Genomic DNA, 22535 nt, shown 5'->3' on the forward strand with positions numbered 1-22535 from the left:
AAGAAGCACTTCCTGCTTTACAAGATCAGGGAGTGCTTCTTTATTTTTTCATATGAGCCGTTTTGGTTCCAAAAACTGTAGAATAATCATTTTTAAGTAATCTTTCTGCATCAGTCTCCGGTTGGGGCGGCTTTTTTTAAAAATGAACATGCCAATCTCCTTTTGAATACGCGAAATTCCCCGACTCAATTCGACAAAATGAAAAGTTTATCAACAAACTTATCCACATATCCACAATTTTTAAAAAATTTAAAACACATTAACATGATCGAGTGGTCCGGTTTAACGTTTTAAAGTGGTGTACACTCTGTTTGTCAGGTCGTTTTTGCTACGGATTGATGCGAACATATGTTAGAATAAAGGTGAGAGTTGCTTGTGGGAGGAATGAGCATGGATCAGGGGCGCAAAGCGTTAAGTCAACTGTTTCGAGAAGTGGGACTGCCACAAGAATGGCTGGAACGGGAGTTGGCACATGCCTATGTCAAGGAAGTGCAAGTGGACCGGCAAAAACGGAAGTGGAATGTGCATCTCCACTTGGCGGAACCGCTTGATCCGGAAATCTGGCAATCCTTGCAGCAGCGCGTGAGACAATACTTTTATCCAGAGGTGCAGGTCTCTTTTTTTTTCAATATGACCGCCTGAACCATGAGGTGGTCTTGGCCAAGTATCGGTTCTGGATTCAAAAGTGGATCGAACAAACCCACACCCCTGCGGCGGCCACTTGGTTTGGCCAAGCGGAGTGGCGGGTCGATGACAAGCGGATAGAGGTGATCTTTGCCAATCCGGCCGTATTGCAGATGGCGCGCGAACGAGAGCTGGACTCGCTCATCATCAAATATTATCGGCGCATCACGGGCAAAGAGATGCCGGTTCTCTTAAGATGGCGGGGGGATCGTCAAAAAGATGTGTGAAGGCCACCCTGTTGCGGGAATAAGGAGAGAGCGAGGAGGGAGTGAAGGTGAAACTGTACATCTCAGTCGATATGGAAGGCATCTCTGGCATTCATGACCGTTCGTATATTCTCCCGGATCGCTTGAATTATCAACGTGGTCGCCAACTGATGACGGAAGACGTCAATGTGGTGGTGGAGACGGCGCTCGCATGCGGGGCAAGGGAAATCGTGGTGGCGGATAGCCACTTTGAAGGAAACAACTTGCTGATCGAGCGGTTGCATCCCCAGGCTCGCTTAATATCCGGTTTTCAGCGTTCAGGGTATATGATGCACGGCTTAGATGGCTCTTATGATGGCGTGTTGCTTCTCGGTTATCATGCACGCAGCGGGGCGTCTGGCTTACTGAGCCACACCATGACCCCGATTGTTCGGAACTGCCGCATCAATGGCCAAGTGGTGGGTGAATTTGGCCTCAATGCGATTTATGCGGGACTTTTCGATGTCCCCGTCTGGTTGGTGTCGGGTGATGACCAACTTGCGTTGGAAGCGAAACAGCTGGTGCCCACAGTCCATACAGCAGTGGTCAAAGAAACCGTTTCCTGGCAAGCGGCCAAATGCTTGCCGCTTGAGGAAAGCCGGGCCGTCTTGAGACGGCGCACGCAAGAAGCCATCCAAAGGCGAGGCGAAGGAAGACCATTGAAGACTTCACACCCACTGGAAATGAAAGTCGAGTTTAGCCACCGGGGGCAAGCGGAGATGGCGGCCCTCCTGCCACAGGCTGAGTTGGATCGGGAGACGACGGTCACCATTTCCATTCAGCAACCCCAAGCACTGCTTACCACATTGGGGGCGATGTTGGCGTTGGCAGGACAAGTGTGATGAGAAAAGGTGATGAAATGCACAAGGCAATCATTCCTGTACAGCAGCAATTGGAAGCATATAATGCCAAAGAGTTGGAACGATTTTTGGCGGCTTTTGCTCCAAGCGTGCAAGTGTATGACCATCTCAATACCTTGGTCTTGTCAGGAATGGACGCGTTCGCAAGGCACTATGCGGTATTGTTTGCCAAATATCCCGCCATGAAAGCGGAGTTGGTGAGTCGGATGCGTGTGGGGAACAAGGTGATAGATCATGAACGGATTGTCGGGCGCGCACGACGGAACCGTTTGAAGCGATTGCCATTTATGAAGCGGAGGAGGGGCGGATTGCGAAAATCTGGTTGATCAAGGAGAATGCCTAGATGTTCTTACCCACTTTCCATGATGTGAAACGGGCCCATGAGCGGATTCGTGACGAGGTGAATCAAACGCCTGTTGTTACCTCGCGCACCTTAAATCGGCTGACGGGCAAGGAAATATTTCTGAAATGCGAAAATTTCCAGAGGGGTGGCGCTTTTAAATTTCGCGGTGCCTATCATGCCGTGAGCCGATTGTCCCCCGCGGAGAAGAAACGGGGCCTGGTCTGCTTCTCATCCGGAAATCATGCGCAAGCAGTGGCGTTGGCTGCGAGCATGTGGAATTTGCGGGCGGTGATTTGCATGCCGCAAGATGCCCCTCCGGTAAAAGTGGAGGCGACAAGGGGCTATGGGGCCCACATTCATTTTTATGACCGCCAGCGCGAAGACCGTGAAGCGGTGGCGCGGCGATGGGTGGAAGAGGAAAATATGGTGTTGGTCCCGCCATACGATGATCCGCGGATCATCGCCGGGGCAGGCACCGCGGCGCTGGAACTGATGACAGAGGTCTCCCACCTTGATGCGGTGATCACTCCGGTGGGTGGTGGAGGCTTGATCTCCGGGACGGCTTTGGCTGTCAAAGGGCATGCGCCGGAGACATTAGTGGCAGGAGTGGAACCGGCGCGAGGCAACGATGTTTATCTGTCGATCCAAGCGGGCAAGCGGGTTACCATTTCGGCGCCGGAAACGGTGGCGGATGGGTTGAGAACGACCAGTCCTGGCAAACTCACTTTTCCGATTATCCAGCGGTTGGTGGATCACCTTTTTCTTGTGACGGAGGAGGAGATCAGGGCTGCTTGGGAATTCGCTTTCACCCGGCTGAAGTTGGTGATTGAACCCTCATCGGCAGTTGCGCTTGCGGCATTGCTGCATCATCAAGTGCCTGCTGACATCAAGCGAGTTGGCGTGATCATCAGTGGGGGAAATGTGGATTTGACCATGCTGCCTTCTTTGCGCGCGAATCCGCCGATTTAGACTTTCTTTCTGGGAGCCTGTCCGTTGCCGCCATCAAACGGTCGCATATCCTATGAATAGATTGGGAGAAAAGGAGGATGCGTTTGAAAAAGGTCGGGGTTCAATGGGATGGGATTCATCAGCTCCTCCTTCATGACGAGATCATTGAAGAACATTTGCCGGAGACCTGGTTGTTTAATAGGGAGAGCTTTCATTGGATGTGGGGACGATATCCAGAATTGGTGTTGAAACCGACAGGGGAAAGAGACGGTGCCGGGCAGATCAAATTGCGCAGAGTGGATCAACATCGGGCGGAAATCCAAGTGGACATGAAGGGCTTTCGCATGCCAACGGGTGAATTGTTTCCGCGGTTGCAACGAATGACGAAAAAAGCGAAAACCCCTTACTTGTTGCAACAAGCGGTCCCACGGGCGGAGCTGCTTGGACTGCCATTTGAAGTGCGGGTGCTGGTGTATCGGGTGGAACCGAAGCGGGCAGAATGGCGGGTGCTGGGGATGCTGGCCAAGGTGATGGGGGAAGGAGAGGGAGTGGACCCTAAGAAATTCAAGGGAGATTGCCTCAGTTTGACAGAAGCGTTGAGAGATTCCAATGTTAATCATCTCGATTTGAAGCGCACGACAGAAACGTTCGCCACGCTCTCGATCCGCTCAGCGGAGAGGTTGGGGCAAACGTTTCCGCGCCATCGCATGCTGGGCTTTGATTTCGCAATCGATCCGTCGGGGTGGGTATGGTTGCTGGAGGCTTATCCGAAGCCATCTCTTCCCTCGTTTATGGAACAATTGCGGAAGAAGGATTACTCTCAGTACCGTGAGGTGGAGAAGATGGTGCGGAAGCATGGCTAAGAGGCGGGTCTTTGCCCGCCTCTTTCGGAGGTTGGTTTAAGCTACATAAGGATGACAGCGGAGTGAGACAGCTTTTGCATCGGTCAAATTCGCCTGGCGAGAGAGGTTTCTCTCCATTTTTGTGTTGTCACCCAACAAGTCATTTGGTAAAATTTAGAAATCGGTATGATGGTAGCAGCCTTAAAATGAATCGCAATGGAGGAGGATGGGAATGAAACGAGTTTGTGTGTATGCGGGTTCCAATCCGGGCAATCAACCACTTTATCGCGAAGCGGCTCAACAATTGGGAGTGAGTTTGGCGGCACGGGGAATGGAGTTGGTCTATGGGGGATCACGCCTTGGATTGATGGGAGCTGTGGCCGATACTGTCTTGGAGCGAAAAGGCAAAGCGATTGGTGTGATGCCGACGGCCTTATTCCGGGGAGAGATGGTGCACCAGGCGCTGACTGAACTGATCGAAGTGAGTAGCATGCATGAACGGAAAGCGAAGATGATGGAGCTGTCAGACGGCTTTGTCGCCCTTCCGGGCGGGTATGGCACGCTGGAAGAGGTATTTGAAGTATTGAGTTGGGGACAGCTTGGCATTCATCGGAAACCAATTGGCTTGCTGAATGTCAATGGCTACTATGAGCCCGTGTTAAGCATGATCCAAAAAGCGGTCAGCGAAGGGTTTTTCCCGAAGGATCATGGGCAAATCGTGATTTCCGAGAGTGATCCCGAGCGATTGCTCAGCAAAATGGAACAATATCAACCCCCCGCTTTGCAAACGAAGTGGTCCGAGTTGGCCAAACAGAAATAGTGGCAGCGGCACACCAGCTCTGCAAGAAGGAGCTGGTTTTTTCCGGGGGTTGCAAAGCGGGTTCGCAATAAAAAGACACACTGTTTTTCCCAAGGTTGGTTCATTTTTTGTTAGAATTAATGTTATAATCTATGTAAATAAAAAAAGCAGTCATCAATGAATGACTGCTCACTTGCAGGAAAAGTTGTGTTCCATTTGGGTTATGCCTGAGGTGGTTCGCCAAAACCAATGCGTTTCATGTGGAATCCCCTCCTTTCGCATAGTACTTGACATAAAATTGAAATACACGGTTTTTGTAGGTTTCGTAAGTGGCTGGATCATCCCTCTCGCAACATTTGGCCAGCTTTACCAGGATTTCGGGCAAATGGATATTTAACGCGTGTCTTTCAGCAAGGGTGAGAGCTTGTTGAAAGCATTGACGTGCTTCCGCCGTCTGCTCTTGCAACATGTAACAGTCGCCTAACGCGGCAAGGGCGGTACAATATTTCAGCGCGTCGTTGGTGCGTTGTCCAAGTTGAACTGCCTTGAGTAAAGCGTTTTGCGCGAGGGTGATTTTTTTTGTCTTTAAGTATAGCACACCCAATTTGGTATAGGTAGATACCAGCACATTTTTTTTTCTGACTTTTTTCTCTAATTTTAATGCCGTGCGAAAACAGATTTCGGCTTTGTTGTAATCCCTGCTATTTTTAAAACTCTCACCCAGGGTTGTCCACAATTCGAACGAACGGTCCACGTTTTGGTCAAGCCGCGCCATGCGAATGGCTTTGGTGGCATATTCAATGGCTTTTTCGAAAAGCTCTTGTTTAATGAGGAGTTGGGCATGCGTTTCGTACATGATGAGGCGGATTTCCATGCTGTCAATCTTTCCGATGTCTTCCCACATCTCTTCCAATGTGCGCACCGCTTCCTCATTGCGGTCAAGTTTTTCCAAATAAATCGTCTTCGACATTTTCAAGTGATACACAATATAATTTCGATCGCCACCAGGGTTATACGCTTCCAATCCTTTTTCGATATAAGCCAACGCTTGCTCCAAATCGTTTTGGTAGTAACAACAGCGTCCCAATTCGTTGTAGGTGGAAGCTTTTAAGTTGTCCATTTCCAATTCCGGATACTGGTTGATAATGCTGAGCGCTTTTAAATATTGGGCTTGGGCTTTTTTCCAGTGGCCTTTGCGGTCATTATATTTGCCTTTTAAAAATAGGTGCCATGCTTGCAGCGGATGATCATTATCGATGTCCACCTTGCGCAATTCTTCCAAGCCTTCCTCCGGACCAACCATGTCCATGTCATGTTCGATGGCGAATAACTTAAACTTTAATTGTTCCTCACCATCGCGCACATCTTCATACGATTCGGAGAGATGTTCAGGGTCCAAGGCCAATTTATTGCATATGCGAATGAGGATATCATCACTCACAATTTCCCCTTTTTCCACTTTTCTGATGGCGTGAAGCTTTACGGTGTCATCGACCAAATCGCTTTGTCTCAAACCGAGTTCTTTCCGCTTTTTCTTGATAAGCCGTGCGGCATTTTCATGATCAAGTGGTAACAAAGGCTCACCTCCCGGTTTTTAAAAAAAATTATTTTGTTGATTAGGAGGAAATTCCATTGCTTTTTATGCAAATGTGCAAAGTGCATATGAATATGTTTGTCACATGTTAGGGATATTTATTTAATTAGGCACATATCTTCATAAACCCTGCCACGATTCGTAATTTTATATTAATTTGCAAATTGTCTTAGAGATTTATAAACTAATATCAGTAGATGGTCATTGAAAGGTTTCCGATAAGAAAGAGAGAGAATATTCTGGGAGGGTGTCTATCATGTTAAAAATACAAGTAGAGGGTCAAATGGAAAAGATCCAACCATTTCTGTCCGATTTAAAACAGCGTTCTCAAATTGAATTACTTGAAAATCAGCAAGTTTCCGAGAAAAAAAGCCAATGTGAAGATGTGAAGGTAACTTGCTATGTACATCACCATTCGCGCCGAATTGTCAAAACCCTGCAAATCCATGCGGAAAATGGCCAAGTGATCGATTTGCCTTTGATGGATTTAATTGAGGCGGAAGTTCAAGACGGCGTGAAGATCTTCGCCGGCAGATCGTTTGACATTTTTGGTTGATTTTTTACGAGATCAGTGATGTTTTACCAAATTCCACTACTGACCCGTAAGGGACTCAAAAACGGTTCGACAACCAGTTCACCCATTTACCCGAGACAAGATTGATTCTCTTCTACAGTGAACAACATGAAAGAGTGACAGAATCCCTTGATATAAATTAGCGGCAATCAACATCCCAGTGAGCTTGCAAGATGGCGGTTTGTTACATAGAGAAGGTGAATGAGAATAGAGTGAATCGTTTGCAGACCTTTTTCAAAGGTCTTTTTTTATATCAATGCGATACCCTTTGCCCGAAAAGATACCCAAGCCTCCCCTGTCTGGTGGTGGGGGAGTGGTCTATTGGTATTATTGGTATAATAGAAGAGAGAGTGGCAGTACAGTCGAAGATCAGGCTGTGCTTTTTTTATGGCGTGGAAGATCACAATGACGGATGGCGACGTTTCCACACCGTATTCTTATTCGCTTTACTTGTTGTGATGATCCCACCAGGGAAAGACATTTTCGCTTATCAACGACTTTTGGCAGTGCTTGTGGCGAAAAGGATGCTTTCATAATAGAGATAAGGGGAGACGGTCGCGAGCGAAAGGGTTGAGTCGCAGTGTGCGGTGAGCAAACGATAAAGGGAATTGTCGACCCCATCTTTTTCCGGAGTGATTTGCAGTTTTTTGGCGAAGTATGGAATAATCAGGCTCCTGAAGCGCGTTTATTTTTAAAATTTTTAATCGAGCGTGATATGACGCGGGCAAGGCAAGAACTGGATGAATTGTTGCAGAATGGGCTGGATTTTTTAAAAAAACTAGATGGTCCGTTTATTTTGGTTTATTTTGACCGCAAACGAAAAAAAGGGTTTTTATATCGCAGTTTGCTTTGCAAAGCCCCATTGTATTATCGAAAGCGCGGACGGCAGTGGTTGTGGTCCATGGCTTTGCCTGATCTGCTTGAAGCCGATCGTTCGGCATTGGCCCAAGTGGAGCCAGACCGGGTGCTTATTTCTTATTTGCAAGGGGGACTGCCGGAAACGGCTTCTTTCTATCGCGATATTCACCGCGTTCCGGCTGGGGGGTTGGCCCGCTATGAAGATGAACGAATTCAAGTCAGTGTTTTCGATGTGCCTTTGCCACAACCGCATCTTAACAAGTGGCGCACGGAAGATCTCATGTCCTTTTTGCACGATACGATGGTGAAACGGCTGATATGGCGAAAATCAGGTCGCCAGGAGGAGAAAGTCGGCGTGTTGCTTAGTGACGGGGAACAAGGCGCGGCGACGGTCTCCCTGTTAAAGCCCTTTGCCAGCGGATTGGTTGCATATATGATCAAGGAAAAGCGCTCCCTTGCCGAAATTGCGTTGGCGCGGCGAATTGCCCATGGGGAAGAGGTGCCCTGTGTCATTTTGGAATGGGATGGGACGGTTCCCCATCCCTCTGTCCCGGCAACGTGGCTTCCCTCTTTTTATCTCGCCGCGCCGTATTTGCACTATTGGCGAGAGCATTGTGTGCGGGATGAAGTGACCCGGTTATGTTACGACGCCGTTTTTACCGTGAGTGGTTTGCGGAGGAGAAAAAGTGCGCTCCGGCTTTATTGGGAAGGGTGGCAAAACAAACAGCGTTGGTGGCGGGGGATGTTTTCCGCTTCCACTTTGTTTACCAAGGAAGCCAAAGAACGGCTTCTGGTGCGTGAAAGGGAATTGCAGGAACAGGATCCGCACCTTTGGCCGCTTCAATGTTGGCTGAACGAAGAGGATGCCCTGTTCTATGCCCCGTTTTGGTTGGAGAAAGGATTGCGGTTTTTTTATCCTGCTTTAAGCCGGGAGTGGTTGGAAGTGGCGATTTCCATTCCGGGAAAACACGTCTCTTCCTTACAACTCCTTCAGCGATGGAACGGTCATTCATCTGCCCTGCCCGCCCCACTGGCCACATCTCCTGCGCCCTGGGGCAGATTCCAGCAACGAGTCCCGCCGTATGAGTGGGAGTGGACTGGCAGGCAGTGGCTTCACGAGCACCCCCATCTGGCGGAGTGGCAATGGATCGATCCCGATCGGCTGATCCAGTGGTGGGAGGATGGGCGGAAGCGCATGCAATTGTGGGACGAGATTTTGTGGATGATGCAAATTGGACAATGGTTAAGCGGGTTGGAGAGGCTCACTGTTGATTAGGGGAATGAAAAACCCAAGCGTTTGGGCTGTCAAGCCATGCGCTTGGGTTTAGTCCGTTCATTGGTAACGCCGGTTTTTGCCTTGCACAAGAATCGGTTGGACAAACGGGCGAATCCGTTCCATCAGTCGTTTGCCCTTTAAGACATCCCAACCCCCTTTGGCGGTGTGGGAAAAATGTTCTTCCAATTCATCCAGTGTCATGTTGGAAGTGTAAAGGGTCGGCAGTTGCTCCGTCATGCGGAATTGCAGCACAACGGATAATATGTCATCACGGATCCAAGGAGTGAGTGATTCTGCACCGATGTCATCCAGGATGAGAACAGGCGCCGTTTTCAAAGCGCTTATCTTTTCGCTGATGCTTCCATTGGTTTCATTGATTGCGCTTTTCATTTCTTCCGTCAGTGCCGGCAGATGAACCATGAGGGAAGAGATGCCATACTGGGCAAGGTAGTTGGTAATCGCTCCGGCAATATGGCTTTTCCCCACCCCAAAGGCGCCATACAGGTAAAGGCCCCGTGCGGATTTGCCGCTGGTGACATGAATGCAAAAGTCGATGGCCGAATGGATCGCTTCGACCCGGCCGCTGTCGCAATCGATCGTATCAAAGGTGGCGGCGCGGATTTCAGTGGGAATGTGGTGACAGCGTATCAAGGATTGGTTGCGCTTGGTTTCATTATGGGCGCGCAACTTACTGCATTCGTGCATCTGCAAATCGATGATGCCACTATATTCATAGAGTTCCGGATAGTGACCCTGCATCATGTTGGGGCACCGCTCCAAACCGGGACAGCGACTGCAATGGGTCCGCTCCATCACGAATTGCTGCAAGTAAGAAAAAGAACGAACATATACCTCATGCGGCAGGTCCGGATGCTTGCTGATAAACTCTTGCAACAGGGGGAATTTCAATAAGACTTTAAGTTGAGTTTCTTTGTCAACGGCTCTTTTCAGCTTTTTATTTAAAAGGACATGCACCTCATCTATGCGTTTCAACTTGCCACCTCCTTACAAACGGCTTAGGTGAGGATGATCTCAGTTGGGTCTTCGTTCATGATGGCATCCCATGATTGGCATGACGATGGGCATGCCATCTCCATTTTTCGTGTGCATGTTCTATTCTATCAGGAATGGTGGATGTTTTTCATCCTTTGAGTGTGTCGTTTTTTTGCTAATTGCCCCATGTTTTGGGAAATGGTGGGGGGTTGGCGGATGGTGCGGGAGCCGTGGCAACATGGATGATTCCCAAGCAAAAGGGGGTCAAACCGCTCGATGGAGTGGTTTTTTTGCGTTCCGCGAATAAGTTGATATAGAAGGGAGCAGGCAGAGGAGAGGGGATGGAGAGAATGCTCATGGACCGGATCAGTGAACAGGTCGACAAGTTGAAACAGAAGCTGATTGCCGCTCAAGCTGCCGACGGGAGTTGGAATTTTTGTTTTGAAAGCGGACCGATGACGGATGCGTATTACCTGCTGTTGTTAAAAGTGCTGGGCATGGAAGCGGATGGGTTGCCACAGGCCTTGATTGAGCGAATCTTGGCCAGACAGACGGATGAGGGCACGTGGAAATGCTATCCGGACGAAAAAGAGGGGAATGTCTCCGCGACCTTGGAAGCATGCTTGGCCCTCTTTTATACGGGAGTCAAAGATCCAAGTGATCCCTTGATGAAACGGGCGCGCCAGTTTTTGTTGGAGCAAGGGGGGATCAGTCGATCAGGGAGTTTGACCCAAGTGGCGCTCTGCCTGTTGGGCCATAAACGCTGGGGACTGCGCACGCGGGTGCCTGTGGAATTTTTTCTGTTGCCGCCATGGAGCCCAGTCCACTTTTTTGACCTTGTCAGCTATTCCCGTGTGCATGTCGCGCCGGTCATCTTGGCAGCAGACCGGCAATTTTGCGTTCATTTGCCGGGAAAAAAGGAGATTGATGAATGGTTGCCCGCACTGTCTGATCTTCGGTTGGACCAGGAATCCTCTCCAGACGGGTGGAGTTTGGCAGCGGAATGGGAAGATATCCATCTGCAGGCCCTGGATCGGCAAGAGTGGCATCAGAAGGGGGTGCAGTGGGGGCGCGACTTCATGTTGAGCCGGCTTGAGGAGGATGGAACATTATATAGCTATACAACCAGCACCTTTTTGATGATTTTTGCTCTGCTCGCTTTGGGTTATCCCAAACATCATCCTTTGTTGCAACGAGCGATGAGGGGAATCGCTACTTTCGCTTGCCCTGTTTCGGAGGGGATGCATATCCAAGAAGCCACATCGACGATATGGGACAGCGCGTTGATACTGCAAACCTTGGGGATGGCTGGGTTGCCGCCGACGGACTTCATTTGGCGGCGCGGTGCCCGCTTTCTGCTATCCAAACAACAAGAGCGGGTCGGTGACTGGGCGCGGGATAATCCCGGCATTCATCCAGGGGGCTGGGGGTTTTCACGCAGCAACACGATCCACCCCGATGTGGACGACACCTTGGCCTGTTTGAGTGCCTTAACCCCATTGAAGGCGGAGGGAAGCGATCGGGAAGCGTGGCAACGCGGGCTGACGTGGCTTTTGTCCATGCAAAACGATGATGGCGGCTGGTCCGCTTTTGAGAGGAATAAACAAAAGCGCTGGTTATCATTGATTCCCTTTAAAGAAGGCAAACAAGTCTGGGGTGATCCTTCCAGTGCGGATATGACCGGGCGTGTATTGCGCTTTCTCGGCCAGCATGTCGGTTGGACGATTGACCGGCCTGAGGTGCGCCGGGCCTGGAGCTGGCTGTATCATCATCAGCGGATAGATGGCTCGTGGTACGGACGCTGGGGAGTCGCCTACCTGTATGGCACATGGACGGCGTTGACAGGACTGGCTGCGGTGGGGGTGCCGCGCGATCAGCCGATGATCGGAAAAGCGCTCAAATGGTTGTTGGCAAGGCAAAACCGGGATGGCGGATGGGGTGAATCCTGTGCAAGTGATGTGAAACGCAAGTATATTCCATTGTCCCAATCGACCGTCGTGCAAACGGCTTGGGCGCTCGATGCCTTGATCGCTTACCATGATCGCCCCATACCGGCGATTGAACGCGGGATGAGTTGTTTGCTCTCTTTGTTGGAACAACCCGATTCTTGGCAATGGCGGTATCCGGTCGGAGCGGGGTTGGCAGGCCAATTTTATGCTTATTATCATAGTTATCCCACCGTTTGGCCGCTTCAGACGTTGCTCCATTATAGGAAAAAATGGGGCGACTGAGGATGACAGATCGGAAAGCCGGTTGATGCGACCAGCTCAGAATCTTGACAAACCTAAAGGAGGAAGATTTTTGAAAGCGGAGTAAACTGGGAGCTGTTCATGAAGCGGAGTGCCGAACGAAGGAAGAAAGCGGGCAACCGTAAGAACGACAGTGACTTTGCCCGCGCCGAAGTTCGGCGACGGAGCACCTTCCCGATGAGGCGACCAAGGAACGCAGACTCAAAAATCGACTCCGGGGCTACTTTGTCAGCAAGCTCAGCCGGTTGATGTGACCGGCTTTTTGTCTGTGTTTAATAGAAAAGTTATTATAAAATAAATAGACTATGAGCAATCAAGACAAGCGTTAGCCGTTTGAAAGGAGGCGATTCCCGCGATCAAGTGGTCATTGGAGCAGAAGTTGGTTTGGTGGATCAGCATCCTGTTATGTTCCGTTGTTGCTTTGCTGGGCATCGTATTTTATGTGCTGGCTTTAGAGCAAGTGGAGGCGCAAGTGGGGAAACGGGCGCTCGGCATTGCCAAAACCGTGGCCCAGATGAAAGAGATCCGGGAAGCGTTTGCCGCAGAAGAACCTTGGCGCGTGATCCAGCCGCAAGCCGAGCGGATTCGGCGAGAGACGGGCGCGGTATTTATTGTGGTGGGCAATCGGGAGCAAATTCGCTACTCCCATCCCAACCCCCAAATGATCGGAAAAAAAATGCTTGGCGGGGATAGTGACAGGGCCTTGCGCAAAGGAGAAGCCTATGTATCCAAGGCGGTGGGATCGATGGGGGCTTCGATCCGGGGCAAAGCGCCGATCCGCGATGACACGGGACGGATCATTGGCCTGGTGTCCGTCGGGATCCTGCTCAGCGATGTGGAACGGATGACGTCCGACTATCTATCTCAGTTTGTTTGGCTGGCCTTGCTGGCGCTGGGTGTGGGGATCGTGGGGGCCAAAAGGTTGGCCGCCCGGTTGAAGCGTTCGATCTTGGGCTTGGAGCCCGAAGAGATCTCGCAGATGTATCAAGAGCGCCATGCCTTGATTGAAAGTGTGCTCGAAGGGTTTGTGATGATTAATCAGAAAAAGGAGATTTCCCTGATGAATCAGGCAGCCTTGCACATCTTGGAAAAAGAGCGGGATGGGTCATGGCTGGGCCAACCCATCGACCGTGTCTTTCCCGATTTGCGGTTGGGCCATGTGCTCCATACGGGCGTGGCAGAATTGGACCGTGAGTTGGTGGTAGAGGGAAAAGAACTGGTGTTGAATCGTTTCCCGATCCATGACAAAGGCAATGTGGTGGGGGCTGTCGCCAGTTTCCGATTGAAATCTGAACTGGACCAGTTAAATCAACAATTATCGCAAGTGAAACAAGTGGTGGAGGCGATGCGGGCGCAAACCCACGAATTCCATAACACCTTGTATACGTTATCGGGATTGATTCAATTGGGTTCCTACCAAGAGGCGCTTGATTTGATCGGCGAGAAGAGTTGCGCGAATCAGTCGCATATCGAGCGCACGCTCCACCAGATTCCCGATCCTTGGTTGGGGGCTGTGCTGTTGGGTTTTTATCACCGCGCTGCGGAAATGAAAATCAACTTGACCATTGATGAAGAAAGTGAACTGACCGATCCGCTTCCCGCCGTGATCCCTCGTTCATCCCTCATTTCGATTTTGGGCAATCTCATCAGCAATGCGTTGGAGGCGGTAGAGGCCCAGCCTCCGGAACGGCGTCATGTTCGTTTGTTTTTCACGGATATGGGAGACAGTCTCTTGTTTGAAGTGGAAGATGCGGGACATGGCATTGCTGAGGAAGAGTTGGCGTTGATTTTTCAACAAGGTTACTCGACGAAACCAGTCAGTCATCCCGGTGAACGGGGTTATGGTCTGGCCACGGTGGAGCAGTTGACCGCGGAGTGTGGGGGTTATGTGACGGTGGAAAAGGGCGAATGGGGTGGAGCGGTTTTTACTGTCGTTCTGCCGAAAGAGAGGGGGAGGTCTTAAGTGACGAGCGCGATTGAAGTGCTGATTGTGGAGGATGATGTTCGCATCGCTGAGATCCATCGGCGATTTCTGGATAAAGTAGGCGGTTTCCAAATGACCGCGATCGCCAACAGCGGGCAAGAGGCCAAGGATTACTTAGATGTGCTGAAACCGCAATTGGTGCTGCTGGATGTCTATTTGCCGGACATGAAAGGAATGGACCTGATCTGGTACATTCGGCAATACCATAAAGAAATGGACATCATCATGATCACCGCGGCCGGGGAAGGAGAGATGATCAGGGAAGCATTGCGGGGAGGGGTGGTCGATTATCTGATCAAACCGGTCATGTTTCAGCGTTTTGCCCAGACCCTGGGACGTTATCGGGAACAGATGCGCTTAACTGATCGCACTCGCCTGAACCAAGCGGAACTGGACCGATGGTTATGGCGAGCCGAAAGCGAGGAGAAGCGGTCGGCGGAAGTGTTTCCCAAAGGGATTGATCCGGTGACATTGGGGAAGGTGTTGCGGACGGTCACCTCAATGTCCGGCAAGGGCGTGACGACAGAGGAAGTGGCTGTCAAGGTGGGCGTGAGCCGTACGACAGCAAGGAGGTATTTGGAATTTTTGGTGTCAAGTGGCCGCTTGAAAGCGGACCTGTCTTATGGGAGTGTGGGTCGACCGGAACGGAAGTATATGATCAAATCATAGGAGGGGGATTGCGGGTAAGGAGATTGGTTTGGCACACGGTTGCAAACGCTGACAAGGGGCGGGGGATCTGCGTGATAAAAAAACCATCCACTTCTCTTTTGAAAGTGGATGGTTTGCTTCAATTTTCCCCTTTGATGACGATGCCGAGCAATCCTGGTCCAGCATGAACGGACAAAGCCGGGCTGATGGAGCTGATGTGCAACTGGAGGACATTCTCATATTCCTGCAACTGATTCTTCAAGGCTTCGGCTTCTTTTTCGGCTTTGCTGTGCACGATCGCAATGCTCGCTTTGGCTTGTTCGATTTGCTCGATAATCGGTTCCAGCATTTTTTTCAGTGCTTGCTTTTTGCCGCGCGCCATGGTGAGTGGGGAGAGTTTTCCTTCTCCGTCCAGGGTGATGATCGGCTTAATGTTGAGCATCGAGCCTAAAGCGGCGGCCACTTTGCCGATGCGGCCCCCTTTTTGGATATATTCAAGCGTGTCGACGATAAAGAATCCTTTGATCCGTTCCTTTACCTCTTCCAAGCGGTTCAGGATGTCTTGGTAGTTCCAGTTTTCCTGGATCAATTTTGCCGCTTCCAATACGAGAAAGCCGAGGATCCACGAAACGCCTTTGGAATCGATTACATCGATTTTCATCGAAAAATCTTCAGCCATTAAACGAAAAGTATTATACGTGCCACTCAATCCAGAGGACACGGGAATGACGATGCAATGAGTAAACCCGTCTTGTTCCAGCCGTTTGAACAGATTGGCCATATCTTCTGGCGACGGCATGGAGGTGGTGGGGGTTTCTTGGTCTAACCGTTCCACCACTTCTTCAGGTGAGATATCGACGCCATCACGGTATTCGCCGTGTTGGTAGATGACGCGCAATGGGACGATTTGTATATTGAAATTTCCAACAAATTCTGCCGATAGATCTGCCGAACTATCCGTCACAACAGCAATTTTTTGCATGATAATCCCCCTTTAAGTACATTCAGTATACTTCGAGTTCTGATGCCCATGCAAGGGTATGCAAAGGATTATATTTTATAAATGTATATAATCATACAAAAAGGTGGCCGGAAGGAAAAGAGAGACGACTATGAAATGAGGCGACCCATTGTGAGGTCGCCATGGTTGAACCCTATTTCTTTGATCCGATGTGGTTCGCGGTGGCCGCCTGTTTGAGGGCGGTTAAAGCGGAAGGCACATCGCCTTGGGCGACGAAGGTATGGATCAACTGGTTACACTGGGCCACAAATCCTTGGGGAGCCGCCGACCCATGCGCGAGGCTGGGAGTGATGAAGTCTTTTTTAAAGTCTTCGATGGTTGTTTTGCCATATTCGTCATATTTGTTCACATCCGCATCAAGCCGGGCCGGAATGGAACCTTTGATGGGATTAAACGCATCCTGGGCTTCTGCCGAACCAATCACTTCAAGGAATTTTTTCGTGGCAAGAGGATGTTTTGCCCCTTTTGGCAAACCAAACGTATCGGTGACGGCGATAAAAATCCCCTTCGTATTGGGGGCGGGGGCAAATCCAAAGTCTTGGTTCAGTTTCAGTTCCAGATCATTGGATAAATAACCTTTCGCCCAATCGCCCATCACCGTCATGGCGGCTTCCCCTTTGCCCACCATCTGCACGGAGTCCTGCCAATTGTGGTTGGCGTGGTCTTGATTGACGTAAGTCAACATCTTTTTATATGTGTCAAAGGCCAGTTTGATCCGGGGATCGTCAAAATGGACATGGCCACTCCATAACTTGTTGTAATCGATGGGCCCAAGGGTTCCAGCTAAAACGCTTTCAAACAAATGGGTGGCGGCCCAAGGCTCTTTATCTCCCAAGGCGAGTGGCGTAATGCCTTTCGCTTTGAGCGTGTCGGCTGCCTTGAAGAAGTCGTCAAAGGTGGCTGGCGGCTTGAGGCCGTATTGGTCAAAAACTTTCTTGTTGTACCAAAGCACGTTGCTGCGGTGAACATTGACGGGAATGGAGTAGATTTTGCCGTCTTTGCTTACCATTTGGACGAGTGAAGCCGGGAATTTGTCCATCCAGCCTTGTTGTGTGAAGAGATCATTGAGAGGTTCCATCTTGCCAGCGGCCACCCATTGTTCATTCAGTTCAGCTCCACCATGGACTTGGAAGGTATCGGGTGGCTTGTTTTTTTGGATGCGGGTGGCTAACACGGTTTTGAAATTGGTTCCAGCGCCGCCAGCGGCTGCCGCATTGACCACTGCGATGTCGGGATGCTTCTCTGTAAACACCTTTAACAGTGCTTGCAAGCCCGCTTCTTCCCCCGCGCCTGTCCACCAGCTGAATATTTCAAGCTGGTTTGCCTGCTTGGGATCGGATGGCTCAGAGATGGCAGAAGATTGGCTGCAAGCGGTTAAAACCAACATGAGGGCAAACAGAAGAGCGAGTGTTGACCATTCCTTACGCAAATGAGTACCCTCCTTGTCGTTCGGTATTAAGTAAATGGTATATGGACAAGAACTAATGTTATTATCTAATATTTTCGAATAGAAGTACATAGTATTATTTAAAACAAGGATGGAAGCGTCGTGTTCCATCCTAGAGGCGTTGCTTTTGATTGAAATGGACAAAGCGGCTCACCCATGCGCGTGGCAGAAAACGGCAGAGAAAGACAAAGGTTCGGTAGGGGAAGCCTGGGATGACGATGGTTTTCCCTTTCATCATGCCGGCGTAGCCCGCTTGCGCGACATGGCGGACATCCAATGAACTTTTCTCGACATGGGGGGGATTGTTCATATTGGCACGGTGTTTGAAAGCCGTATTGGTCGGGCCCGGACACAAGGCAGTTACCGTTACGCCCGTTCCCCGCAATTCTTGTTGCAAGGCTTCGGAAAAAGACAACACATACGCTTTTGTCGCATAATACACGGACATGAGCGGGCCGGGCATGAAAGAGGCCAGGGAAGCCACTTGCAGGATGCGGCCAGACCGGCGCTCCACCATGTGTGGCAAGAAGCGTTTGGTCAGCTGTGTCAAGGCGGTCACATTGACTGCGATCATATCGGTTTCTGTGGCCAACTCGGTATCGACAAAAGAGCCCAACAAACCGAATCCCGCATTATTGACCAGATAATCAATCGGCCACTGTTCCGTTTGGCAGATGTGATAAATCTCATCCGCCGCTTGGGGATGACCCAGATCTTTGACGATGATGTTGGCTTGGATGCCATGGCGTGTGATTAATGTTTGCGCCAACGCCTCCAGTTTGGCTCGGTTGCGCGCAACCAGGATCACATCATGCCCCGCCGCGGCAAACAAATGAGCCAGCTCTTTCCCGATTCCCTCAGATGCTCCGGTAATCAAAGCCATACCCATAACTGGTTCCTCCGTTGGATGGATTCTCTTTTTCTTTTTCGATTCTATCACAAACCATGCTGAAACAACTCGGATCCATCCAGAGCAGGGACCTTCGTTGTGGTTGATGTTTGACGGGAATCAAGGCGCCCCTTCCTGATCCGTTTATCTTGCATTTTTTTACAAAAAATACCAATTTCCACTTGAAGCGGCAATTGTCAGAATGTTATTATTATGACAAGTAGCGTAAAGGGGGAAACGTAATGACAGGTTTATTATTCAAACCATTGGTTATTGCGTTTGGGGGTCGCGGTGGGGGACAGAAGAAAAAAGTCGACATTTGCCCGCATTGCCACGTGCCGGGAGGGCAGGTGGAAAAAGTGGAAGAACAGTGGTTGTGCCATGTATGTGAGAGTGTGATGAGTGAAGAGGAATTGGATTTCATTTAACTTGAAAGAATGGATCGCAAAGGTCCTTTTTCTGCATAGACATTTCCAAAAACACGGAAGGGAAAAGCATCCGTTTGCGAATTAATCAGGGGGGAGGTGATCCCCCTCTTGTTGCTTTTCATTCAAGTGGTCCACAGACCTTGAGATGCGTTCAAATATCGAAAGGGGTGACGTCTCCCATCCGTTGCCTAAGAATAGAATCATTTCAGTCTGCGATGCTTGAGCCAGGGGCAGCCTCACGCCTCCCATGACAAAACCCCCTTCACTTGCTTGGTGAAGGGGGTTTTGTCAACTCCAGGTGTTACGGCTTCGCCCATCTTGTTTGGCATCCAACTCACGCGCAAGAAGGGTGGCTTCTTCCTGTTCAGCCCGTTCCAGGCGCTGTTCGGCTTGAATGAGGTCATGGGTATAGTCGCGGAGTTTGCGTTCCCAACGCAATTGCTCCTGCCGGTGGTATCGTTCGATATTGGACTCACCGTGACGATGGGCGCGTTGCATTTCGTCCTGATGAAAGTAGATCTGCCGTTCGCATTCTTGGATGTCCCGTTTAATGTGCAGAATTTCTTGTTCAAAGCGGTAAACGGACATACTAAACCTCTTCTAATTTGGAATAGGTAAAGACGGTTTCCTGTCGTTTGGCAATAAACATGCCACCGTATGTATGTTCATGGATCTCATCAAAGGTGAAGCTTGTCAACACTTCAAACCGGGTGACATGGTCTTTGGTCCAACAATCCAAGCGAAAGATTTCCCCTCGTTGCCAAAGGTTCAATAAGTCCCATCTGGTGTAGAGATAGATCAGGCTAGTCGCATCCGGCCTTTTTTTGCTGATGATGAAGAGGCCTTTATCGGTCATTTCCCCGATGCTGAAGGCGTCAAACTCCACCAGCACTTCATAGGGACTAGCATGATCCTCGGTCCAAGCCGGGATCGCCGATTCTTGGGTATTCCAGCTTTTCCAGTAGTCCCAGGTGGTGAATAAGAGAAGTTTGTTCATGTCTCCCCGTCCTATCATTGGATGGATATGTCTCTATACCTATTTTAAGTGATATCGTCCAAATTATTCAATTTATTTTGTACAAATAAGGAATCCGCTACAATGTAATTGGGGGAAGCAAGCGAAGGAGAGGGATGGAATGGAGCGAAGATTTTTAACTTGGTCGATGGTGGTTTTGCTAATATTGCTCGTTTTGGTTATGAAGTTGTTGCGCATGGGCGCATTCTTGTTTCTTACTCTCATCTTGATGATCGGGGGCTTATGGGGAATCCGGCGTTTGTTGGCCAAAAGGAAATGACCGGCGGTTCTATTTGTTAATTTAAATGTTTATAAAGTTTGTTTTTGTGGTATCACTGCAAGTGTAAAACGGTTCCCGATAGGGAGAAAGGGAGTGGAAAGGATGGAGGCCCATGCTTATTTAGAGCGGATTGGCGTAGGGAAGGCCGGCTTGCCCATCGATGCTTCCGGTTTGGCTTTGCTGCAGGCTCAGCACTTGTTGACGGTTCCTTTTGAAAACTTGGATATCCACTGGGGGTGTCCGATTCGCTTGGAATTGTCCCAGCTTTACCGCAAGGTGGTCATCAACCGACGAGGGGGTTTTTGCTTTGAGTTAAATGGTCTCTTTGCGTGGTTGTTGCAAGAATTGGGTTTTAGGGTGACGTTATTGGCGGCCAGTGTGTTTAAGCCAGATGGAACCTTGCCGCCGCGGCCGGATCATCTCACTTTATTGGTTTCATTAGATCAGCCTTATCTGGTTGATGTGGGGTTTGGGGATTCTTTTCGGCAACCGCTTCCTTTGACTGGGGAGGAAAGGCGCGATGTGAGTGGAACGTATCGCATTGTGAAACAGGAGGAAGGCCGCTTTTTGTTGCAACACAAAGGGGAGGGGGGATGGAAAGCGAAATTTCTCTTCACCTTGGCGCCGAGAGTCTTGTCCGATTTTACCGAGGTGTGCGAAGAGTTGCAAACCTCGCCTGACTCCATATTTAAGCAGAAGAGGATCTGCACGATCGCGACGGTGAATGGGCGCGTGACGTTGTCGGATGAGTGTTTGGCGGTGACGGAAGAAGGGATCAAGCGGAAGAAATTGCTGACGTCGGAAAGGGAACGAACCCAACTCTTGTATAGACATTTTGGTCTGGTTTGTCCTAATGATGAAAAAAATGATAAAACAGGAAGTTGAAGTGATACTGTGTGGAGGAAGGAAGCGTATCTTTTACGCAGGTTGTTTGTGGCAGATGTGGAGATCCCCTTTTTGTTCGCGCAATTGATTTATGACTACAAGGAACGGTCGGGACATATTGAAGTGTTATTGGATGAAGTGACGGATCGGACCCAAACGGTGTTGCAACAGCAAGAGAAGTTCAAGTTGCCGGTCGCCTGCGTGACGCAAGAATTTTACCGGATCAGCGGCTCGGCCAGGTGCATGGAGATGTACGATAAGCGCTACCAGTTGCAATTTGCGCTGGATACGCCATTGGAGAAATCATCGTTTGCCCTGGCGGAGTTGGTAAAGCCTTATGATATGGTGGCCGTTGAATTTGCGGGATCCGTTGTCCAAGGATACATCGTCAATTTTTCCGATGACGGGAACTTTTTGGCCTTGCGCGATCCCGACACTCTAAGGATTCAGCTCTTCCCCGTGGGGCAGTGCAAAATCACGCTCTTGGATTCGGGAATCAAGTGAAGAAGGGCACCTCTTCTTCCAACAGGAGCCAGGATAATGACAAACCCAATAGGAGGGGGATTTTTGCCTGTACCCTGTGGGTGAAAGCGGAGTGACTGGGAGCTGTTAATCAAGCTTCGTTAAGAAGGAAGAAATCGAGCACTTATTCAGCAAGCTCGCCTCTGTTTTAACAGGGGCTTTGTTGGCGTTTAACGCGTTATCGCGCTTCATGGAGGGAAAGTTGCCAATATTGTAAAATGGGGGAGAGTGTAGCGGAGAGAAGCTGGTGCAGAACGAAGAGCGAAGTGGAAGCAGAGAGATCGATGTGGGGGACAAGGATATGGCACACGACTGGCAGCATGGGTTGGATGAAGGCATTGTGACCGATTTTAAGGAACGGATGACCTACGGGGACTACCTGCAATTGGATCGGTTATTATCCAGTCAAACCCCTTTATCGCGCCACCATGACGAAATGCTGTTCATTATCATCCATCAAACGAGCGAGTTATGGATGAAGCTGCTCCTTCATGAGTTGAAGGCGGCGATCGAACGGATTGTGAAAGATGACTTATCCACCGCGTTTAAGATGTTGGCCCGCGTCTCAAAAATCCAAGCCCAAATCATCCAAGCTTGGGACGTGTTGGCAACCTTAACGCCGGCGGAGTATATGGAGTTTCGTGATCAATTGGGCCAAGCGTCAGGATTTCAGTCTTTTCAATATCGGATGATTGAGTTTTATCTGGGCAACAAAAATCCTCAACTTTTGCAAATATATGAGAAAGACCCCGAGTTGCTGAGCCAGTTAACCGAGGCCCTTCATGCTCCATCCCTATACGACGTGGCGATTGGGGCCTTGTCGCGGGCGGGCTTTCCGATCGACCGCGATATTTTGGAGCGGGATGTCAGCCGGCCATATCAAGCGCATCAGAGTGTCGAAGCGGCTTGGCTGACCGTATATGGGGATGTGAAACGATACTGGGATCTGTATGAGTTGGCCGAAAAGCTGATCGATATCGAAGACTGGCTCCAACAATGGCGGTTTCGCCACATGAAGACGGTGGAACGGATCATCGGCTTTAAGCGGGGAACCGGCGGATCATCGGGGGTTCCCTATCTAAAAGGGGTGATGGATCAACGGTTTTTCCCGGAATTATGGGAAATTCGCACGCGATTTTAATGAGTGGGGT

25 protein-coding genes are annotated in these 22535 nt (G+C 49.9%); 18 read left to right on the forward strand and 7 right to left on the reverse strand.

The genetic code is table 11. The features are described 5' to 3' along the window. The first annotated feature begins 390 nt into the window (after positions 1-390). The 7 genes from ACFQNG_RS17035 (at position 391) to ACFQNG_RS17065 (ending at position 4742) form a co-directional block, all read left to right on the forward strand. On the forward strand, positions 391-642 hold the full coding sequence (locus ACFQNG_RS17035; protein WP_379866887.1) for a PolC-type DNA polymerase III N-terminal domain-containing protein: 252 nt from the start codon (positions 391-393) through the stop codon (positions 640-642). Between the two features lie 14 nt (positions 643-656). Further along, the gene (locus ACFQNG_RS17040; protein WP_379866889.1) at positions 657-911 is read left to right on the forward strand and encodes a hypothetical protein; all 255 of its coding nucleotides are present in this window, start codon (positions 657-659) and stop codon (positions 909-911) included. Positions 912-958: 47 nt separating this feature from the next. Continuing rightward, positions 959-1771, forward strand: coding sequence for a M55 family metallopeptidase (locus ACFQNG_RS17045; protein ID WP_379866890.1), 813 nt, complete (start codon positions 959-961; stop codon positions 1769-1771). Further along, positions 1771-2115 carry a nuclear transport factor 2 family protein gene (locus tag ACFQNG_RS17050; protein ID WP_379866891.1) on the forward strand — a complete coding sequence of 115 codons (345 nt, stop codon included), beginning with the start codon at positions 1771-1773 and terminating at the stop codon, positions 2113-2115. The genes ACFQNG_RS17045 and ACFQNG_RS17050 overlap by 1 nt, the downstream gene beginning before the upstream one ends. A gap of 17 nt (positions 2116-2132) precedes the next feature. Beyond that, positions 2133-3101: a threonine ammonia-lyase gene (locus ACFQNG_RS17055; RefSeq protein ID WP_379866893.1), complete on the forward strand. Its 969-nt coding sequence runs from the start codon at positions 2133-2135 to the stop codon at positions 3099-3101. 77 nt (positions 3102-3178) lie between these two features. Next, the gene (locus ACFQNG_RS17060; protein ID WP_379866895.1) at positions 3179-3943 is read left to right on the forward strand and encodes a YheC/YheD family protein; all 765 of its coding nucleotides are present in this window, start codon (positions 3179-3181) and stop codon (positions 3941-3943) included. Positions 3944-4154: 211 nt separating this feature from the next. Continuing rightward, positions 4155-4742: an LOG family protein gene (locus tag ACFQNG_RS17065; RefSeq protein ID WP_379866897.1), complete on the forward strand. Its 588-nt coding sequence runs from the start codon at positions 4155-4157 to the stop codon at positions 4740-4742. 235 nt (positions 4743-4977) lie between these two features. Here ACFQNG_RS17065 and ACFQNG_RS17070 read toward each other — a convergent pair whose 3' ends face one another. After that, the gene (locus tag ACFQNG_RS17070) at positions 4978-6297 is read right to left on the reverse strand and encodes a helix-turn-helix domain-containing protein (RefSeq protein WP_379866899.1); all 1320 of its coding nucleotides are present in this window, start codon (positions 6295-6297) and stop codon (positions 4978-4980) included. A gap of 274 nt (positions 6298-6571) precedes the next feature. On the opposite strand from ACFQNG_RS17070, the gene ACFQNG_RS17075 reads away from it, so the two are divergent. The 3 genes from ACFQNG_RS17075 (at position 6572) to ACFQNG_RS17085 (ending at position 9023) form a co-directional block, all read left to right on the forward strand. Further along, on the forward strand, positions 6572-6871 hold the full coding sequence (locus ACFQNG_RS17075; RefSeq protein WP_379866901.1) for a hypothetical protein: 300 nt from the start codon (positions 6572-6574) through the stop codon (positions 6869-6871). Positions 6872-7101: 230 nt separating this feature from the next. After that, positions 7102-7425, forward strand: coding sequence for a hypothetical protein (locus ACFQNG_RS17080; RefSeq protein WP_379866903.1), 324 nt, complete (start codon positions 7102-7104; stop codon positions 7423-7425). A 44-nt stretch (positions 7426-7469) separates the two neighbouring features. Next, on the forward strand, positions 7470-9023 hold the full coding sequence (locus ACFQNG_RS17085; RefSeq protein WP_379866905.1) for an asparagine synthetase B family protein: 1554 nt from the start codon (positions 7470-7472) through the stop codon (positions 9021-9023). A gap of 57 nt (positions 9024-9080) precedes the next feature. Here ACFQNG_RS17085 and dnaI read toward each other — a convergent pair whose 3' ends face one another. Continuing rightward, a complete protein-coding gene (gene dnaI / locus ACFQNG_RS17090; RefSeq protein WP_379866908.1) occupies positions 9081-10016 on the reverse strand; it encodes a primosomal protein DnaI in 936 nt (311 codons plus the stop codon). A gap of 356 nt (positions 10017-10372) precedes the next feature. Between dnaI and ACFQNG_RS17095 the strand changes: the two genes are divergently transcribed. From ACFQNG_RS17095 to ACFQNG_RS17105, 3 genes are all read left to right on the forward strand, one after another. Further along, positions 10373-12247, forward strand: a complete 1875-nt coding sequence (locus tag ACFQNG_RS17095) for a terpene cyclase/mutase family protein (protein WP_379866910.1) — start codon at positions 10373-10375, stop codon at positions 12245-12247. Between the two features lie 397 nt (positions 12248-12644). Continuing rightward, positions 12645-14228 (forward strand): ATP-binding protein, encoded by a 1584-nt coding sequence (locus ACFQNG_RS17100; protein ID WP_379866912.1) that lies wholly within the window; start codon positions 12645-12647, stop codon positions 14226-14228. After that, positions 14229-14918 (forward strand): response regulator, encoded by a 690-nt coding sequence (locus ACFQNG_RS17105; RefSeq protein ID WP_379866914.1) that lies wholly within the window; start codon positions 14229-14231, stop codon positions 14916-14918. It begins immediately after the preceding gene. Between the two features lie 118 nt (positions 14919-15036). Here the strand turns inward: ACFQNG_RS17105 and ACFQNG_RS17110 are convergent, their stop codons facing one another. The 3 genes from ACFQNG_RS17110 to ACFQNG_RS17120 all read right to left on the reverse strand — a co-directional run bounded on the left by ACFQNG_RS17110 (position 15037) and on the right by ACFQNG_RS17120 (position 18254). Then, a complete protein-coding gene (locus tag ACFQNG_RS17110; protein ID WP_379866916.1) occupies positions 15037-15879 on the reverse strand; it encodes a DegV family protein in 843 nt (280 codons plus the stop codon). Positions 15880-16051: 172 nt separating this feature from the next. Then, on the reverse strand, positions 16052-17347 hold the full coding sequence (locus tag ACFQNG_RS17115; RefSeq protein WP_379866918.1) for an ABC transporter substrate-binding protein: 1296 nt from the start codon (positions 17345-17347) through the stop codon (positions 16052-16054). 130 nt (positions 17348-17477) lie between these two features. Next, positions 17478-18254: an SDR family NAD(P)-dependent oxidoreductase gene (locus ACFQNG_RS17120; RefSeq protein WP_379866920.1), complete on the reverse strand. Its 777-nt coding sequence runs from the start codon at positions 18252-18254 to the stop codon at positions 17478-17480. A gap of 242 nt (positions 18255-18496) precedes the next feature. Here ACFQNG_RS17120 and ACFQNG_RS17125 point away from each other — a divergent pair, with 242 nt between their 5' ends. Then, positions 18497-18682: a hypothetical protein gene (locus tag ACFQNG_RS17125; protein ID WP_379866923.1), complete on the forward strand. Its 186-nt coding sequence runs from the start codon at positions 18497-18499 to the stop codon at positions 18680-18682. A 288-nt stretch (positions 18683-18970) separates the two neighbouring features. Here the strand turns inward: ACFQNG_RS17125 and ACFQNG_RS17130 are convergent, their stop codons facing one another. Together ACFQNG_RS17130 and ACFQNG_RS17135 are read right to left on the reverse strand one after the other, a co-directional pair. Continuing rightward, the gene (locus ACFQNG_RS17130; protein WP_379866925.1) at positions 18971-19270 is read right to left on the reverse strand and encodes a hypothetical protein; all 300 of its coding nucleotides are present in this window, start codon (positions 19268-19270) and stop codon (positions 18971-18973) included. Position 19271: 1 nt separating this feature from the next. Beyond that, a complete protein-coding gene (locus tag ACFQNG_RS17135; RefSeq protein ID WP_379866926.1) occupies positions 19272-19679 on the reverse strand; it encodes a hypothetical protein in 408 nt (135 codons plus the stop codon). 139 nt (positions 19680-19818) lie between these two features. Between ACFQNG_RS17135 and ACFQNG_RS17140 the strand changes: the two genes are divergently transcribed. From ACFQNG_RS17140 to kynA, 4 genes are all read left to right on the forward strand, one after another. Further along, positions 19819-19977 (forward strand): hypothetical protein, encoded by a 159-nt coding sequence (locus ACFQNG_RS17140; RefSeq protein WP_379866928.1) that lies wholly within the window; start codon positions 19819-19821, stop codon positions 19975-19977. Between the two features lie 102 nt (positions 19978-20079). Beyond that, a complete protein-coding gene (locus ACFQNG_RS17145) occupies positions 20080-20862 on the forward strand; it encodes an arylamine N-acetyltransferase family protein (protein ID WP_379867118.1) in 783 nt (260 codons plus the stop codon). A gap of 48 nt (positions 20863-20910) precedes the next feature. Further along, positions 20911-21366, forward strand: a complete 456-nt coding sequence (locus ACFQNG_RS17150) for a hypothetical protein (protein ID WP_379866930.1) — start codon at positions 20911-20913, stop codon at positions 21364-21366. 319 nt (positions 21367-21685) lie between these two features. Beyond that, positions 21686-22525, forward strand: coding sequence for a tryptophan 2,3-dioxygenase (gene kynA, locus ACFQNG_RS17155; RefSeq protein WP_379867119.1), 840 nt, complete (start codon positions 21686-21688; stop codon positions 22523-22525). The last annotated feature ends 10 nt before the right edge of the window (positions 22526-22535 follow it).

Source organism: Laceyella putida, assembly GCF_042665195.1.
In the GTDB taxonomy this organism is placed as follows: domain Bacteria; phylum Bacillota; class Bacilli; order Thermoactinomycetales; family Thermoactinomycetaceae; genus Laceyella; species Laceyella putida.